The sequence below is a fragment of the Xenorhabdus santafensis genome (genome assembly GCF_033949405.1).
Classification (GTDB): domain Bacteria; phylum Pseudomonadota; class Gammaproteobacteria; order Enterobacterales; family Enterobacteriaceae; genus Xenorhabdus; species Xenorhabdus santafensis.
The window spans coordinates 103,842-120,503 of the sequence record NZ_VCDN01000021.1 but is presented as its reverse complement, the minus strand read 5'-3'; the positions used below and the strand labels follow the sequence as shown (position 1 = coordinate 120,503).

Here is a 16,662-nt window from a genome sequence, read left to right as displayed (position 1 = left end):
TCTTGCAAATATCCCTCAAAATAACACTGTATAAATATCCAATAAAAGTGCTATAGTTGAAACTTTCATCGATAATATTGACGCTATCCAGTAGATCGCATTTAAACAGAAAAACTATGCAGCCAAATCACATTGAGCAAGGCTTTGTACTGACCCGCCACTGGAAAGATACGCCATCAGGTATCGAATTAATCTATTGGCTGGCGACGGATACGGGTGCTCGCCGCATCACTATTCCTCATCAAAAGGCCGTTGCCTTTATTCCTCAATCTGATTTGCCTAAAGTAAAATCGTTGCTGGAAAAAGAATGGCATTATGAATTAAAGACCCTGCCACTGAAAGATTTCAATCGCCAGCCTGTGACTGCTTTGTATTGCCAGCAGTATCGTCAATTACAGTCTTTAGAAAAAACGCTTAAAGAGTTCGGCGTTCCGCTCTACGAAGCCGATATCCGCCCCCACAATCGGTTTATGATGGAGCGCTTTATTACTGCCCCTGTTTGGTTCAATCAAAAAGCCGATGGGAGCTACCAAATGAAACCCAATCCTACGTATCGGCCCAAGCTGAAATGGGTTTCGCTGGATATCGAAACCAGTCAGCATGGCGAACTGTACTCCATCGGGCTGGCCGGATGCGGTGAAAACACCGTGTTTATGCTGGGGCCGGAAAATGGCAATCAGCAATCGCTTGATTTCAAATTGGAGTATGTTGCCAGCCGACCGATGATGCTGGAAAAGCTCAATGAATGGCTGGCTCATTACGATCCTGATGCCATTATCGGGTGGAATCTGATCCAGTTTGATTTACGGGTATTACAGCAACACGCTGAGCGCTATAACGTGCCACTCAAATTTGGTCGCAATCAGAGGGCACTGGAATGGCGAGAACACGGTTTCAAACCCGGCCACTTTTTTGCATCAGCAGAAGGCCGTCTGATTATCGATGGTATTGATGCATTGAAAACGGCAACTTGGAACTTTCCTTCGTTCAGTCTGGAATTTGTTGCCCAGCAGCTTTTAGGGGAAGGAAAAGCCATTGATAATCCTTATGCCCGCATGGATGAAATTAATCGCCGTTTTCGGGAGGATAAACCCGCCCTCGCTTACTACAATTTGCAGGACTGTATTCTGGTCAATCGTGTATTCGAGAAAACAGATTTAATGGCGTTTTTATTGGAACGTGCGACTGTAACCGGGTTAGAAGCCGATCGTGCAGGCGGTTCCGTGGCTGCATTCACTCATCTTTACCTGCCAAGAATGCATCGCGTTGGTTATGTTGCTCCTGTGCTGCCCTCTTATTTTGATGATAGCAGTCCCGGGGGCTTTGTGATGGACTCGTTTCCGGGGCTGTATGATTCCGTTCTGGTACTCGATTACAAGAGCCTTTATCCCTCCATTATTCGCACGTTCCTGATTGATCCGGTTGGTATGGTCGAAGGGCTGGCTTGCCCCGATAATGAACATTCTGTACCCGGTTTCCGGCAAGCATTTTTTTCCCGCACAAAACATTGCTTGCCTGATATCGTCACAAAAATCTGGCATGAGCGTGACAAAGCCAAAAAACGGCAAAATGCGCCACTAGCCCAAGCGTTGAAGATTATCATGAACGCATTTTATGGTGTGCTCGGTGCTTTTGGCTGTCACTTCTTTGATCCTCGCCTGACATCATCAATTACCCTACGCGGGCATGAGATTATGCATCAAACCCGTGCGTTAATTGAATCACAGGGTTATCAAATTATTTATGGCGACACAGATTCAACTTTTGTCTGGTTAAAGCACCCTCATTCTGAGGAGGAAGCCAGCCGGATAGGCCATTCTCTGGCGCAATTCGTTAATCAATGGTGGCAAGAACACCTCAAAAATGAATTCAATCTTGAAAGCGCGCTGGAGCTGGAATTTGAGAGGCACTATCGGCGCTTTCTGATGCCAACCGTACGGGGTGCTGAGCAAGGCAATAAAAAACGGTATGCCGGGTTAAGTGGTGATGAGGTCATTTTCAAGGGGCTGGAAACAGTAAGAACAGACTGGACGCCGCTCGCTAAAATCTTCCAAAAGGAGCTGTATACACTGATTTTTCACCAGCAACCCTATCAAGATTATATTCGCGATTACATCGCCAAAACGTTGACGGGAGAGTTTGATGATCGCCTTGTTTATCGCAAGCGTCTGCGCCGCAAATTGTCCGATTATCAGCGCAATGTTCCCCCCCATGTCCGGGCCGCCCGTTTAGCTGATGAGTATAATCAGCAGCACAATCGCCCGCTACAGTACCAAAATGGGGGTTGGATCAACTACGTTATCACCCAAGCCGGCCCTGAACCCTTGGAAAATCAAATCACTGCGCTGGATTACGAGCACTATATCAATAAACAGTTGATGCCTGTTGCTGATGCTATCTTGCCATTTATTCAGGATGATTTTACAACTCTGCTGACAGGCCAAATGAACATGTCTTTCGAATAATGGTGATTTTTGCAGGTGACGGCTTGCTCCGCTTCAATTAACATATCGCCTCTCTAACGGGCAACGGCACATTTGTGACTCCGTATCAAAAACACGGGGTTGTAAAAAGTGCCATTGAAAACTATCCCTATCGATAACCAATAATTGATCGATATCCAACAAAAGCAGCCATCCTGCAACCATAAATTAATATTGTCTAACAGAAAACTGAGCCAAAATTTATGCCATTTACTCTTGGTCAACGCTGGATAAGCGATACAGAAAGCGAACTTGGATTAGGAACTGTCGTCGCGCTTGATGCGCGCATGGTGACGTTACTTTTTCCTGCCAGCGGAGAAAACCGCCTTTACGCACGCAATGACTCCCCTATCACCCGTGTCATGTTTAATGTGGGTGATACTGTGACCAGTCACGAGGGCTGGAAAATCAAGGTCGATGACGTTCAGCAAGATAATGGCCTGCTGATCTACATCGGTACTCGTTTGGATACTGAAGAAGAAAATACCTGCCTGCGGGAAGTTTTTCTGGATAGCAAGCTGACGTTTAATAAACCGCAGGATCGTCTGTTTGCAGGTCAAATTGACCGCATGGATCGCTTTGCATTACGTTTTCGCGCCCGCAAACACCAAAGCGAGCAGTTTCGCTTGGCGGAAAGCGGGTTGCGTGGCATTCGGGCCAGCCTGATCCCCCACCAGCTTCACATTGCCAATGAAGTCGGCAAACGTCACGCTCCCCGCGTGCTGCTGGCAGATGAGGTTGGCTTGGGTAAAACCATTGAAGCGGGCATGATTATCCACCAGCAATTGATGGCAGGGCGTGCTGAGCGCGTATTGATCATCGTGCCTGACAGTCTGCAACACCAGTGGTTGGTGGAAATGCTGCGCCGCTTCAATTTGCGCTTTTCATTGTTTGATGATGGCCGCTATAGCGAAGCCCTTCATGACAGTGACAATCCATTTGAAACTGAGCAATTGGTTATCTGCTCTTTGGATTTTGTTCGTCGCAACAAGCAACGTTTCGAGCATTTGCTGGAAGCAAGTTGGGATTTGATGGTCGTGGATGAAGCCCACCATCTGGAATGGAGCGAGAAATCCCCAAGTCGTGAATACCAGGTTATCGAACAATTGTCGGAGCAAATTCCTGCTGTCCTGCTACTGACGGCAACGCCAGAACAGTTGGGACAGGAAAGCCACTTTGCCCGTCTGCGCCTGTTGGATCCAAGCCGTTTCCACGATTATCAGGCATTTATCGATGAGCAACAGAAATATCGCCCTGTTGCGGATGCTGTTGCGTTGCTGCTGTCTGACAAGATGTTGAGCAATGAGCAGCAAAATACCATTGTTGAGCTAATCAGCGAGCAGGACATTGAGCCTCTGCTGAAAGCGATAAACAGTGATAAGGATGAAGAGAGTAACAATGCTCGCCATGAACTGGTAAGCATGCTGATGGACCGCCACGGAACCAGCCGGTTGCTGTTCCGTAATACCCGTTCTGGTGTGAAGGGTTTCCCGCATCGCGAACTGCACGAAATCAAATTACCTTTGCCGGCTCAATATCAGACCGCCATAAAAGTGTCTGAGATTATGGGAGCCAAAAAGAGCGTCGAAGCCCGCGCCAAAGATATGCTCTATCCTGAGCGGATCTATCAGGAATTCGAAGGTGAAAACGCCACATGGTGGAACTTCGATCCACGCGTAGAATGGTTGCTGGGCTTCCTGATGGCAAACCGTGACGAGAAAGTGCTGGTGATCTGCGCCAAGGCAGAAACGGCTTTGCAATTGGAGCAAGTTCTGCGTGAACGTGAAGGTATCCGCAGTGCTGTATTCCACGAAGGCTTGTCCCTGCTGGAGCGTGACCGTGCCGCTGCGTACTTTGCTTCTGAAGAAGAAGGCGCCCAAGTGCTGCTGTGTTCTGAAATCGGTTCCGAAGGCCGTAACTTCCAGTTCGCCAATCAGCTTGTTATGTTTGATCTTCCGTTCAATCCTGATTTGCTGGAACAACGCATTGGTCGCTTGGATCGTATCGGCCAGAGCCGCGATATCAAAATCAGCGTGCCATATCTGGAAAATACCGCGCAATCTATCCTCTTGAATTGGTTCCATAAAGGTCTTGATGCGTTCGAACACACCTGCCCGACGGGTCGAACCATTTATGACAAATATTATGAAACCTTGCTGAATTACCTTGCCAAGCCAAATGAGCAAGCGGGTTTCGATGAGTTTATCTCCGAATGCCGTGAGCATCATGAGCACCTCAAACAGCAATTGGAACAAGGCCGTGACCGTTTGCTGGAAATGAATTCCAATGGTGGGGAACAAGGTCAGAAACTGGCAGAGATAATTGCCGCGCAGGATAATGATACTGATCTGGTGAATTTCGCCCTGAATTTGTTCGATATTGTCGGCATTAATCAGGAAGATCGCAGTGACAGCATTATCGCCCTGCATCCATCTGATCACATGCTGGTGCCTGATTTCCCGGGACTGCCAAAAGATGGTTGCTCCGTCACCTTCAAGCGTGAAAAAGCCCTGTCCCGCGAAGATACTCAATTCCTGAGCTGGGAGCACCCAATCATTCGCAATGGCCTGGATTTGGTTCTGTCCGGGGATACCGGAAGCTGTGCCGTTTCTATCCTGAAAAACAAGGCACTGCCAGTGGGCACGCTGTTGGTTGAGTTAATTTATGTGGTTGAGGCACAAGCGCCCAAGCATCTGCAATTAACCCGCTTCCTGCCGCCAACGCCAGTACGTCTTTTGATGGATCTGAAAGGCACTGATTTGGCACCGCAAGTGGAGTTTGAAGGCTTTAACCGCCAGTTGAATGCAATCAATCGCCACAATGCCAGCAAGCTGGTCAATGCGGTACAGCAAGAAGTTCACACCGTTTTACAACAATCTGAACCTTTGATTGAAAAACAATCGCGTGAATTGATTGAAAAAGCGAAGAAAGAAGCCGATGAAGCCCTGTCAGCCGAGTTGTCGCGTCTGGAAGCCCTGAGAGCGGTTAACCCGAATATCCGTGATGATGAGCTGGAAGCCCTTCAATCCGAGCATAAAAACATTTTGCTCAATCTTGATCAGGCTAACTGGCGTTTGGATGCAATCCGATTGGTGGTGGTTTCCCATCAATAGACTGCGTGCCATAAATTCTCGTCGGTAAACAGCCCGACCAATTAAAATCAGGGGCACTTTCTGCAAGATGCCCCTGATTTATTCTCACACCCTCAGTCATATACTGATAGAATGCGCCCCGTCATTTTTCTGACCTGATTTATTTTTTCCGACCCGATTTATTTGCAGACCCAATTGGAGCCACTCATGCTGGAGTCTTATAATCCCCCGACAGATCCTTGGTTATATGTGCTGTATCAAGATGAGCACATTATGGTTGTCAATAAACCTAGCGGGCTGCTTTCCGTGCCGGGCAAGGCTGAAGAGCACAAGGACAGTATCATGACTCGGGTACAGGCTGAATTTCCGACCGCTGAATCCGTTCACCGTTTGGATATGGCTACCAGCGGCATTATGGTTGTTGCCTTGACTAAAGCGGCCGAGCGGGAGCTGAAACGGCAGTTCCGTGAACGTGAGCCGAAAAAAGTCTATATCGCGCGTGTCTGGGGAAAGATGGAACAGGAAGAAGGCTTGGTGGATTTGCCCTTGATCTGTGACTGGCCAAATCGCCCGAAACAGAAAGTGTGTTTTGAAACCGGAAAATCAGCGCAGACTGAATACCAAGTACTGGAATATGAAGAGCAGGCAACACGAGTCAGACTGGCACCAATCACCGGTCGTTCGCATCAGTTGCGTGTTCATATGCTGGCAATTGGCTACCCCATTTTGGGGGATCGGTTCTATGCCCATACACAGGCAAGGGAATTAGCACCTCGCCTGCAATTACACGCCCAAGAGCTGTTCATTACGCATCCCGCTTATGGCACACCGATGCATTTTGAATGCAAGGCCGATTTTTAGCAGCCGCTATTTGAAGCCTTTCTCTTTTTTAATTAAATCATAAGCGGCTTGGATGGATTGCGCCTTTTGTTTGGCAAGTTCCATCATTTCTGGTGGTAAACCTTTTGCCACCAGTTTGTCCGGATGGTGCTCACTCATCAATTTCCGATAAGCCCGCTTGATGGTTGTGGCATCGTCCTGTTCCCTGACTCCCAGAACCTTGCAGGCATCTGCCAATGTTGCACGCGGCTGCCCATAACCTTGGTAGCTTCCGCGCTGTTGGTAATGCCCGCCGGATTGATGCCCGTCAAAATGACGGCCGCCTTCCATCATGGCAAGAAATTGTTCGAATTGGACGCGGGAAATCCCCAGTTCTTCGGCAATGACAAAGAGAACTGTTCTTTCATTGGGATGGAGTTCACCATCTGCGAAGGCGGCCTGTAACTGGATTTCCAGAAACATGCGGATAAGATCAAAACGGCCGAAGCAGGCACGCCTTAATTTCCGTAATGTTTCGCGCAGGGGAAACTCTGGTTGTTTGCCTTCACGAAATGCCCGTTGGGCAGATAAACGGGCTTCACCATGCAGTTGCATTCTGTCCATCAACTGCGAGGCAAGCTGAATGTCCGTTTCTGTTACCCGGCCTTTTGCTTTGGTCAAATGCCCCAATACTTGAAAAGTACTGCGAAAAAAAAGTGCCTGCCGGGTTGGGCCTTTCGTTTTCTCGTCAACACGTTGATTTCGCGCCCTGACTTTGTCAAGTAAATGGCCAAGCAACACGCCAATCACAATCCCCCAGAACCCAGCTCCGGATGCAATACCAAATATTAATCCAAATAATTTTCCCCAATACTGCATATAGTCTTCAATTCCCCAATGCCCTGAGCGCAATTTTGCATTATCATACTATTCATTAAGCTCTGTGCCTAACAGCAAGATTAGCAAAGTTAAACTTTACGCTGGTACCTATATCTCAATTACGTTAGTCTCTGAGCGTTTGCCGGCACGATGCCACTGATGACGGAACCACATAAACATCTATGAATAAATGTTATCCCACTCTGCTGGCCACAATGGTATGGGCAGCACTTTACAGTCAGCAGGCACATGCTGACCTTTCTGCACAATGTATGCTAGGTATCCCTGTTTACGATAAGCCCATTATCACAGGTGATCCCAACAATATGCCCATTAACATTAAATCCGATGATACTCACGGGGAATATCCCAGCGCGGTTGAGTTCGTTGGCAATGTTGATATCCAGCAGGGCAATAAAACGCTGACCGCCGATAAAGTACGGCTCGAACAATCAGAAGATAAAGAACCCATTCGTACCGTTACCGCAACAGGTAATGTCAGTTATGATGATCCCCAAATTATTTTAAAAGGGCCACGTGCCTGGGCTAATCTGAATAATAAAGACGCGGATGTGGAAAAAGGCAACTATCAGATGGTTGGCCGCCAAGGACGCGGCAGCGCAGATAAAATGATGCTGCGCGATGAGAACCGCTATACCATTTTGAATAATGGGATCTTCACGTCTTGTTTGCCGGGTAATGATAGCTGGAGTGTTGTGGGTTCCGAAGTCATCCTCGACCGTAAAGAAGAAGTGGCGGAAATCTGGAACGCCCGTTTCCGGATTGCCAATGTGCCCGTATTTTATAGCCCATACTTGCAGTTGCCCATTGGCGATAAACGCCGTTCTGGTTTCTTGCTCCCCAATGCCAGCTTCTCCAATAAAGATGGCTTCCAATTCCAGTTGCCTTATTACTGGAATATCGCGCCGAACTATGATGCCACGATTACGCCGCACCTGATTACCAAGCGCGGTTTGAAACTGGATAATGAATTCCGTTATTTAACCAAGGCAGGTGCGGGCACCATTGCGCTGGACTGGATTGGTCATGACCGCCTGTATGCCGATGGCAAAAAACTTAATATCGGTTCAGAACGGGATAGTGATAACCGCTGGTTATTCAATTGGAACCACAGCGGTGTGATGGATCAGGTCTGGCGTTTCAGCATTGACTATACCAAAGTCAGTGATCCGTATTATTTCAATGATTTTACTTCACAGTATGGTTCCAGTACTGATGGCTACGCCAGCCAAAAATTCAGCCTCGGCTATGCGCAACAAAACTGGGATGCGACGTTATCTACCAAGCAGTTCCAGATTTTTACAGCAAGCGACACCAAGAAAGCATACCGGGCGACACCTCAGTTGGATCTCAACTACTATAAAAATGATTTGGGGCCATTTGATTTCCATACTTATGCCCAGATAGCCAAATTCACCAGTGTAAGTAACAAGTATCCAGATGCAACCCGCTGGCATCTGGAGCCTTCCGTTAACCTGCCTCTCTCCAATGGTTGGGCCAGCATCAATAATGAACTTAAATTGATGGCGACCCATTATGAGCAGGATGTTTCTGCTGAGGTAAAAAGGAAAGATTCAGCGCTGGAGAAATCCGTCAACCGTGTTCTCCCTGTATTCAAATCAGACGCAACCATGGTGTTTGAACGTGCCATGTACCTGAATAAAGATTATACCCAGACGCTGGAACCTCGCGTTCAATATCTTTATGTTCCCTATAAGAATCAAGATAACATTAATAACTTTGATTCATCGTTGCTGCAGACAAACTATACCGGGTTGTTCCGTGATCGCTTCTATAGTGGATTGGATCGTATTTCTTCTGCCAACCAATTTACTTCAGGCATAACAACCCGAATTTATGATGAAGAATTAGTTGAACGTTTTAACCTTTCCATAGGTCAAATCTACTACTTTGAGCCACCGCGTGTCGGAGAAAATGGCCCCAATCCAGCTGGCAGGGATCTGATCCGCAACAAAAAAGGCACAGGCCCCACCACTTGGGCCGGGGATGCATATTGGAGAATCAATGGCCCCTGGGGGCTTAAGGGCGGGTTACAATATAATAACCGTCTGAACAGCGTAACAATGGGCAATGCAATATTGGAATACCGTCGTGATGCTGATCACTTGGTGCAATTAAATTACCGTTTTGTTGACCGTGATTATATTCAGTCCACACTCGGGACGCTGCCCGCTTATCAACAAGGTATTTCTCAAATCGGTATGGTTGCCAGCTGGCCTTTATCGGATCGCTGGGCGTTCGTCGGCGCGTATTACTACGATACCAAGGAGAAGCAACCGGCAAACCAAATGGTCGGGGTGCAATACAATACCTGCTGCTGGGCGGTCAATGTGGGCTATGAGCGTAAGATAGACAACTGGAGATTTGGCACCAGCCAATATGACAATAAATGGTCATTCAATGTTGAACTTCGTGGCTTAAGTAACAATCATAGTTTGGGTAGCCAGAAAATGTTGCAGCAAGGTATTCTTCCATACCAACGTGCATTCTGATATCGACAAACACAATGTATACCCAATGGATTTCAAGTTGCGTCGCGGCAGCAAGGGCATGACAAATTCGTCGGGAACGAATTTGAACAGCCAAAGGCTGGCCCCTGGCGAGAGGCAAGAGCCTTCCATAATCCCCGGGAGCATAGATAACTATGTGACTGGGGTGAATGAGCACAGCCAACAACGAGGCAGCTTGAAAGACGAAGGGGATAAACACACTAACTCCGCCAAAGCGGGATTAATAATGATGGGAAATGTATGAAGAACTGGAGATCGCTCATTCTCGGATTGATGTTTTCAGTAAGTTCTGTTGCCACGGCAGCACCACAAGAACTCAACAAGGTCGCAGCTGTTGTGAACAATGATGTCATACTGGAAAGCGACGTCAGAAGCCTCTTACAATCCGTTAAACTCAATGCAAAACATGCAGGGCAGCAAATGCCGGATGAGGCAACGTTACGTCACCAGATCCTTGAGCGCCTGATTACAGATGACATAATCCTGCAAATGGCAAAACAAATGCAGATTACTATTCCGGATCAAGCCGTAGAATCTGCGATTACGGATATTGCAGCTCAAAACCAAATGTCTATTGCTCAGTTGAAACAGAATCTAGCTACAGATGGCATTAGTTTTGATAGCTACCGCAATCAAATTCGCAAAGAAATGATGATTGCGGAAGTACGCAATAATGAAGTCCGCCGCCGCATTTCTATTCTGCCGCAGGAAGTTGATTCACTGGCCAAGCAGATTAGTAGCCAGAGCAATATGGATACGGATTTCAATATCAGCCATATCTTGATACCTCTGCCAGAAAACCCAAGCCAAGAGCAGGTTGAAAAATCTGAGGCGACGGTGAAGAAGATTTTGTCTGAACTTAAAAATGGTGCAGACTTCGGTAAACTGGCTATCGCTTATTCTGGTGATACCCAAGCCCTGAAAGGGGGCAACATGGGCTGGAACAAGCTACAGGAAATGCCATCTCTGTTTGCTGAACAGCTTCAATCCGCCCACAAGGGGCAGATTATTGGCCCAATCCGTTCCGGTGTCGGTTTCCACATCCTCAAAGTCAACGATATCCGTGGCGGCCGTGCTTCGACTTCGGTTACCGAAGTGGATGCCCGTCATATCCTGCTGAAAACCACTCCCGTTATGGACGATGAGTTGGCCCGCAATGAGCTGATGCAACTCAGAGAAGAGATCTTAAGCGGCAAAACCACATTTGAAAAAGCGGCAAAAGAGTATTCTGACGATCCCGGCTCAGCCATGCGTGGCGGAGAATTGGGCTGGAATTTGCCAAGCGCTTATGACCCGGCTTTCCGTGATGCGCTGATGAAGTTGAAAAAAGGTGAGATTAGTCAGCCAGTTCACTCTTCTTTTGGCTGGCATTTAATTCAACTTATTGATACGCGCAAAGTTGATAGAACTAATGAGGCAGAAAAAGATCGTGCTTACCGTCTGCTATTCAACCGCAAATTCAATGAAGAAGCACAAAACTGGATGCAGGAATTACGCGCCTCCGCGTATGTGAAAATTTTAGATGGCAGCAATGCAAAACAATAAACCTATCGTTATCACCCCCGGCGAACCAGCCGGGGTTGGCCCTGATTTAGTTATTGCCCTCGCCCAAAAAGAGTGGCCTATCCAACTGGTTGTTTGTGCTGATCCCGATTTGATGCTTTCGCGAGCCAAACAACTGAACTTACCCTTACAACTACAACTTTATTCCCCTGAGCATATTTCATCCTCTCAGGCTGCCGGAACGCTGACCATTCTGCCTGTCTATCTCCAATCTCCCACCATTGCAGGTGAATTGAACCGAGAAAATGGTATTTATGTCACGGAAACGCTGACTAAAGCTTGCGATGGTTGCTTGAATGGGGAGTTTTCCGCTCTGGTCACAGGCCCTGTACATAAAGGGATCATCAATGAGGCTGGCATTCCTTTTACCGGGCACACTGAGTTTTTTGCTGATCACAGCCAGAGCTCAAAAGTCGTCATGATGCTGGCAACAGAAGAGTTGCGGGTCGCACTGGCAACAACACATCTGCCTATCTTGGATGTTCCCAAAGCAATCACGTTTGATTCTTTGCGGGAAGTTGTCACGATCCTCAATCATGATTTAAAAACCAAGTTTGGTATTCCCCGCCCCCATATTTATGTCTGTGGCCTGAATCCCCATGCCGGAGAAGGCGGGCATATGGGGCATGAAGAAATTGATGTGATCATCCCTGTCTTGGATAGCCTGAGAGCAGAAGGTATGTGGCTGGAAGGGCCATTGCCTGCGGATACACTGTTCCAGCCCAAATATTTGGATAATGCTGATGCGGTGCTTTCAATGTATCACGATCAAGGGCTACCCGTGCTAAAATACCAGGGTTTTGGCAGAGCGGTGAATATCACTCTCGGCCTGCCATTTATCCGAACTTCTGTCGATCATGGCACAGCATTAGAGCTGGCGGGGACAGGTCAAGCTGATGTGGGTAGTTTTATTACCGCATTAAATCTAGCAATTAAAATGATACAAAACAGTAATGAATAATAAAGTCCATCAAGGGCACCACGCCCGTAAACGCTTCGGGCAAAACTTTTTAACCGATCAATTTATTATTGATAGCATTGTCGATGCGATGAACCCACAAGCGGGTCAAGCCGTTGTGGAAATCGGCCCGGGTCTGGGTGCACTGACTGAACCTGTTGGTGAGCGCATGGATAAAATGACGGTCGTAGAACTTGACCGTGATTTAGCGGCTCGTCTGCATGTCCATCCAAAACTGAAAGATAAGCTGACAATTATTCAGCAAGATGCAATGACGGTTGATTTTGGCCAGATTGCCAAAGAGCTCGGGCAACCGCTGCGGGTATTTGGTAATTTACCTTATAACATCTCTACCCCGCTGATGTTCCATCTTTTCAGCTATACTGATGCTATCGCAGACATGAACTTTATGCTGCAAAAAGAAGTCGTTAATCGTCTTGTCGCGGGGCCGGGCAGCAAAGCATACGGGCGCTTGACCGTAATGGCGCAGTACTATTGTCATGTCATTCCGATTCTGGAAGTGCCACCGACAGCATTTACACCAGCGCCAAAAGTGGATTCGGCCATTGTGCGCCTGATCCCACACAAAGTGATACCTAACCCGGTTCATGACATTCGTGTGTTAGCCCGCATTACAACCCAGGCATTTAACCAACGCCGGAAAACTATCCGCAATAGTCTCGGGAATATTTTTTCCGTTGAACAGTTATTGGAATTGGGCATTGAACCAAGCACTCGGGCTGAAAATATCTCTGTCGAGCAATACTGTAAAATGGCAAATTGGCTATCATCACAACCTAACGTTGCCGGAAACCAATAAACGCCGTAACAGCAACAGGAGGCTACCATGCTCAACGAACCAAGAATTAATATTCAAGTACAAAGTACTTATGTAGAAAACCAATCACAGCCGGAACAACAACGTTTTGTGTTTGCTTATACTATATCAATTCGTAATCTTGGGCATTCTCCCGTACAGCTCATTAGCCGTTACTGGCGCATAACCAACAGTGATGGTCATCAAACAGAGGTTCAGGGGGAAGGGGTTGTGGGAAAGCAACCTTTGATCCCGCCCGGATCAGAATACCGCTATAGCAGTGGGGCAATTTTGGAAACGCCTTTAGGTACAATGGAAGGCCACTATGAAATGATTGATCATGATGGCCGCCCGTTTCGTGTTGCCATTCCCGTATTCCGGCTCGCTATTCCAACACTGATAAACTAACTTATGGCTACTTATCTTATCGGCGATATTCACGGCTGTTATCGTGAATTTCTCGCCTTATTAGAGCAAGTCGATTTTCATCCTGACGAAGATACATTGTGGTTAACGGGTGATCTGGTTGCCCGTGGCCCTGATTCACTGGCTGTGCTTCGCCACGTCAAACAACTTGGTTCCGCAGTTAAACTGGTACTGGGAAACCATGATTTACATCTGCTGGCGGTTTACGCAAAAATCAGCCGTAATAAGCCAAAAGACTTATTAGATGAATTACTCGCAGCACCCGATATTGATGAATTGATAAATTGGCTGAGAAAACAGCCGATGTTGCAGATAGATGACGATTTGAAACTGGTCATGGCGCATGCAGGGCTGACACCACAATGGGATTTGGAAACAGCCAGAATGTGTGCCCACGAAGTGGAAAACATCCTTTCCAGTGACAGTTACCCCCTGTTTCTCGATGAAATGTATGGGGATATGCCGAATAATTGGTCACCCGAATTAAGCGGGCTCGCGCGTTTGCGTTACAGTACCAATGCTCTGACCCGCATGCGTTATTGTTTCCCAAATGGTCAGTTGGATATGATCTGTAAGTCAAAACCCGAAAAAGCCCCCGCCCCTCTGAAACCCTGGTTCGACTTGCCACGCAAGATCCCCGAAGATTACGCCATCGCGTTTGGTCACTGGGCTGCTCTGGAAGGTCAGGGAACACCCACTGGCATTTATGCTTTAGACACGGGTTGCTGCTGGGGAAATGAATTAACAATGCTGCGGTGGGAAGATAAGCAGTATTTTCGTCAGCCATCACTGCTCAAGAAATCCTGAGCAATGGCTTTTGATCAACAGCCTTTGTGTAATAACGCCTGCTCAATAACTACGGAGTGAATTATAACACTCCGTAGTGATGTCGTATCCGAATCGTAGTATCCGAATCACTCCCGACGTTCTAAGATCTCAAAACAGTAGCCGTGTGAATTGTTTTCATCGGCATCATGATATTCAGTAAAAACAGAATTCCACTCATCAGGCTCATAATCAGGGAAATGGGTATCACCAATAACTTCTGCATCAATGTGAGTCAGATACATCCGGTTGGCCAGAGGAATAAACTGTTCATAAATTTTTCCCCCTCCCATCACCATAATTTCTTCAACGTCCCCGGCTGCCGCCAGAGCCGCTTCAATGGTGTTGACCCAAGTGACCTGTTCATCACCTGCTGGTTGACTACTGATTACGATATTCAGTCGCCCCGGCAAAGGTCGGCCAATTGACTCATAAGTAACTCGCCCCATGATAACTGGCTTTCCGAGTGTATTACGTTTAAACCAGGCTAAATCACCTGGCAGAGTCCACGGCATGGCGTTTTCCATACCAATAACTCGATCCATAGCCATCGCAGCAATCAAGCTGATATTCATTAAATCACCTTACGGGCAAGTAGTATGAAAATTTGACACTATACGGAAAGGGCAACTCTCAGTCGATAAGATTAGTCATTTATTCAGAACAAATAATTAATTTGTGCATGAATTGTTAAACAATCCATTGTTTATCAATTCGTTATTCAACTTACAATATTCTGAACAACAGCTTTATCTTATTTGCTGAGTATCATAAAGGCCTGCTGGGTTGATAAGTAACTGCCCGGCAACGCCACGATCTGCCATCTCTAATATCTGACTGTAGTACATGAAAGGGAAATGATCATAAGATGGTTGCATCATATTCACTAATAATTCAGCCCGCTCTTCGATCCAGATGGTATCTTTCCAGCCATAATCCTGAGGTTCCGGGCGATTTCCATTCAGGCTAATCACCTTGAATCTTACCCCTTCAATATGGAAAGGCTGAGGAACTGATGTTGTGATGATCCAGCGCTCCCACGCCCCTTGCTGGCTGGTGATGTCTATCCGATTGTCATTCAGCAATGTGCCATTGATACCTTGCGAAGCATCCCCCAGTGAAAGCTGACGACTCCGAATAGAAGAGCTGATTTGTGGATTATCAGCCACCAACTGAGCCGGTAATTGATCCGTTACTAAAGGCAGTAAACCAGAAGCCTTCAACGTCAGAACCGTTGCTGACAATAATTTGGTCGAGGGCTCAAACAACCCTTTCAGGCGATCCATGACACTGGCTGATTCTCCCGCCGTAATCGTAACACTTTCCACTTTGGACATATCAACCAAAACCTCACGGCGCTCTCCCGGTGCCAGCGGCAATTGCTGTACAGCCACCGGCGCAGGCAGTAAGCCTTGGTCAGTCCCGACCATATAAAATGGCCGCCCGTCACTGAGTTGCAACTGATAGCGACGAGCATTGGAAGCATTGAGTAAACGCAATCGAACCCAACCTCTGGCGACTTCAACAAAAGGGTTTTCAACGCCATTCACAACCAACGTGTTCCCCAAAAAACCTTGATTGGCAGGAGGGTTATATTCCGGTACGCCAAAATTATCCAATCGCTTGTCCTGCAAAATGACAGGAAAATCATCGACCCCATAATTTTTCGGCAAAGGCAAGCTGCGGCTGTTTTCATCTTCCACCAGCCACATACCTGCCAGCCCCGCATAAACATGCTGTGCCATGCGATTTGGCGTATTGGCGTGATACCAGCAAGTTGTTGCGGGTTGATCGATTGGGATAACAGGTGACCAGTTTTCTCCCGGCGACATTAGGCGTGATGATCCGCCCATCAAGGTTCCGGGCACCAGTAAACCACCCACTGTCATGGCAACATCTTCAGACAGGCGATTGTTATATATCAGTTTGACATCATCTCCCCGGCGAACCCGAATAGTTGGCCCCAGATAATGTCCATTGATGCCCCAAACCCGGGCTTTATTTTGGCCATTGAATGACCAATGGGCTTTTTGTATAGATAAAAACAGTGGTCGCCCACCTCGGGATTCCAATAAGGGAGGAACGGGTAACTTGGTTTGTTGGCTTTTATTAGCCCGAACCGCAAAAGGAATTGCCCCTAAACACATTGCCAAACCAGATGCCTGAATAAACTGGCGCCGACTCAGTGACATACATTCTCCACAGCAGGGATAATATTCACGACAAAAGACAAAAACAGCAACACCAA

Annotated in this window: 13 protein-coding genes; 10 read left to right on the top strand and 3 right to left on the bottom strand. The window is 47.2% G+C overall.

All coding sequences use genetic code 11. From position 1 onward, the window contains the following. Nucleotides 1–116 precede the first annotated feature (116 nt). The 3 genes from FE392_RS07075 to rluA all read left to right on the top strand — a co-directional run bounded on the left by FE392_RS07075 (nt 117) and on the right by rluA (nt 6,436). On the top strand, nt 117–2,465 hold the full coding sequence (locus tag FE392_RS07075; protein WP_319929522.1) for a DNA polymerase II: 2,349 nt from the start codon (nt 117–119) through the stop codon (nt 2,463–2,465). A 221-nt stretch (nt 2,466–2,686) separates the two neighbouring features. Further along, complete coding sequence (gene rapA, locus FE392_RS07070; protein ID WP_319929521.1) at nt 2,687–5,596, top strand: RNA polymerase-associated protein RapA; 2,910 nt, start codon at nt 2,687–2,689, stop codon at nt 5,594–5,596. 186 nt (nt 5,597–5,782) lie between these two features. Continuing rightward, entirely contained in the window at nt 5,783–6,436 is a 654-nt protein-coding gene (gene rluA / locus FE392_RS07065) for a bifunctional tRNA pseudouridine(32) synthase/23S rRNA pseudouridine(746) synthase RluA (protein ID WP_319929520.1), read from the top strand. Between the two features lie 6 nt (nt 6,437–6,442). Here rluA and djlA read toward each other — a convergent pair whose 3' ends face one another. Next, on the bottom strand, nt 6,443–7,273 hold the full coding sequence (gene djlA / locus FE392_RS07060) for a co-chaperone DjlA (RefSeq protein WP_319929518.1): 831 nt from the start codon (nt 7,271–7,273) through the stop codon (nt 6,443–6,445). Nucleotides 7,274–7,455: 182 nt separating this feature from the next. Between djlA and lptD the strand changes: the two genes are divergently transcribed. Genes lptD through apaH form a run of 7 tightly spaced genes read left to right on the top strand, consistent with a single transcriptional unit; the run spans nt 7,456 to nt 14,396 of the window. Next, nucleotides 7,456–9,807, top strand: coding sequence for an LPS assembly protein LptD (lptD, locus tag FE392_RS07055; protein ID WP_319929517.1), 2,352 nt, complete (start codon nt 7,456–7,458; stop codon nt 9,805–9,807). Nucleotides 9,808–9,832: 25 nt separating this feature from the next. Next, on the top strand, nt 9,833–10,069 hold the full coding sequence (locus FE392_RS07050) for a hypothetical protein (protein ID WP_319929516.1): 237 nt from the start codon (nt 9,833–9,835) through the stop codon (nt 10,067–10,069). Next, nucleotides 10,066–11,370 carry a peptidylprolyl isomerase SurA gene (gene surA, locus FE392_RS07045; RefSeq protein WP_319929515.1) on the top strand — a complete coding sequence of 435 codons (1,305 nt, stop codon included), beginning with the start codon at nt 10,066–10,068 and terminating at the stop codon, nt 11,368–11,370. The genes FE392_RS07050 and surA overlap by 4 nt, the downstream gene beginning before the upstream one ends. Continuing rightward, the gene (gene pdxA / locus FE392_RS07040; protein WP_319929514.1) at nt 11,348–12,349 is read left to right on the top strand and encodes a 4-hydroxythreonine-4-phosphate dehydrogenase PdxA; all 1,002 of its coding nucleotides are present in this window, start codon (nt 11,348–11,350) and stop codon (nt 12,347–12,349) included. Before surA ends, pdxA begins: the two co-directional genes overlap by 23 nt. Beyond that, complete coding sequence (rsmA, locus tag FE392_RS07035) at nt 12,342–13,166, top strand: 16S rRNA (adenine(1518)-N(6)/adenine(1519)-N(6))-dimethyltransferase RsmA (protein ID WP_319929513.1); 825 nt, start codon at nt 12,342–12,344, stop codon at nt 13,164–13,166. Before pdxA ends, rsmA begins: the two co-directional genes overlap by 8 nt. Nucleotides 13,167–13,193: 27 nt before the next feature. Beyond that, nucleotides 13,194–13,571, top strand: coding sequence for a Co2+/Mg2+ efflux facilitator ApaG/CorD (gene apaG, locus FE392_RS07030; protein ID WP_319929512.1), 378 nt, complete (start codon nt 13,194–13,196; stop codon nt 13,569–13,571). A 3-nt stretch (nt 13,572–13,574) separates the two neighbouring features. Further along, nucleotides 13,575–14,396 (top strand): bis(5'-nucleosyl)-tetraphosphatase (symmetrical) ApaH, encoded by an 822-nt coding sequence (gene apaH / locus FE392_RS07025; protein WP_319929511.1) that lies wholly within the window; start codon nt 13,575–13,577, stop codon nt 14,394–14,396. A gap of 107 nt (nt 14,397–14,503) precedes the next feature. On the opposite strand, the gene folA is transcribed toward apaH, so the two are convergent. After that, complete coding sequence (gene folA, locus FE392_RS07020; RefSeq protein WP_319929510.1) at nt 14,504–14,989, bottom strand: type 3 dihydrofolate reductase; 486 nt, start codon at nt 14,987–14,989, stop codon at nt 14,504–14,506. A 174-nt stretch (nt 14,990–15,163) separates the two neighbouring features. Then, on the bottom strand, nt 15,164–16,606 hold the full coding sequence (gene ftsP, locus FE392_RS07015) for a cell division protein FtsP (RefSeq protein ID WP_319929509.1): 1,443 nt from the start codon (nt 16,604–16,606) through the stop codon (nt 15,164–15,166). Nucleotides 16,607–16,662: the final 56 nt, after the last annotated feature.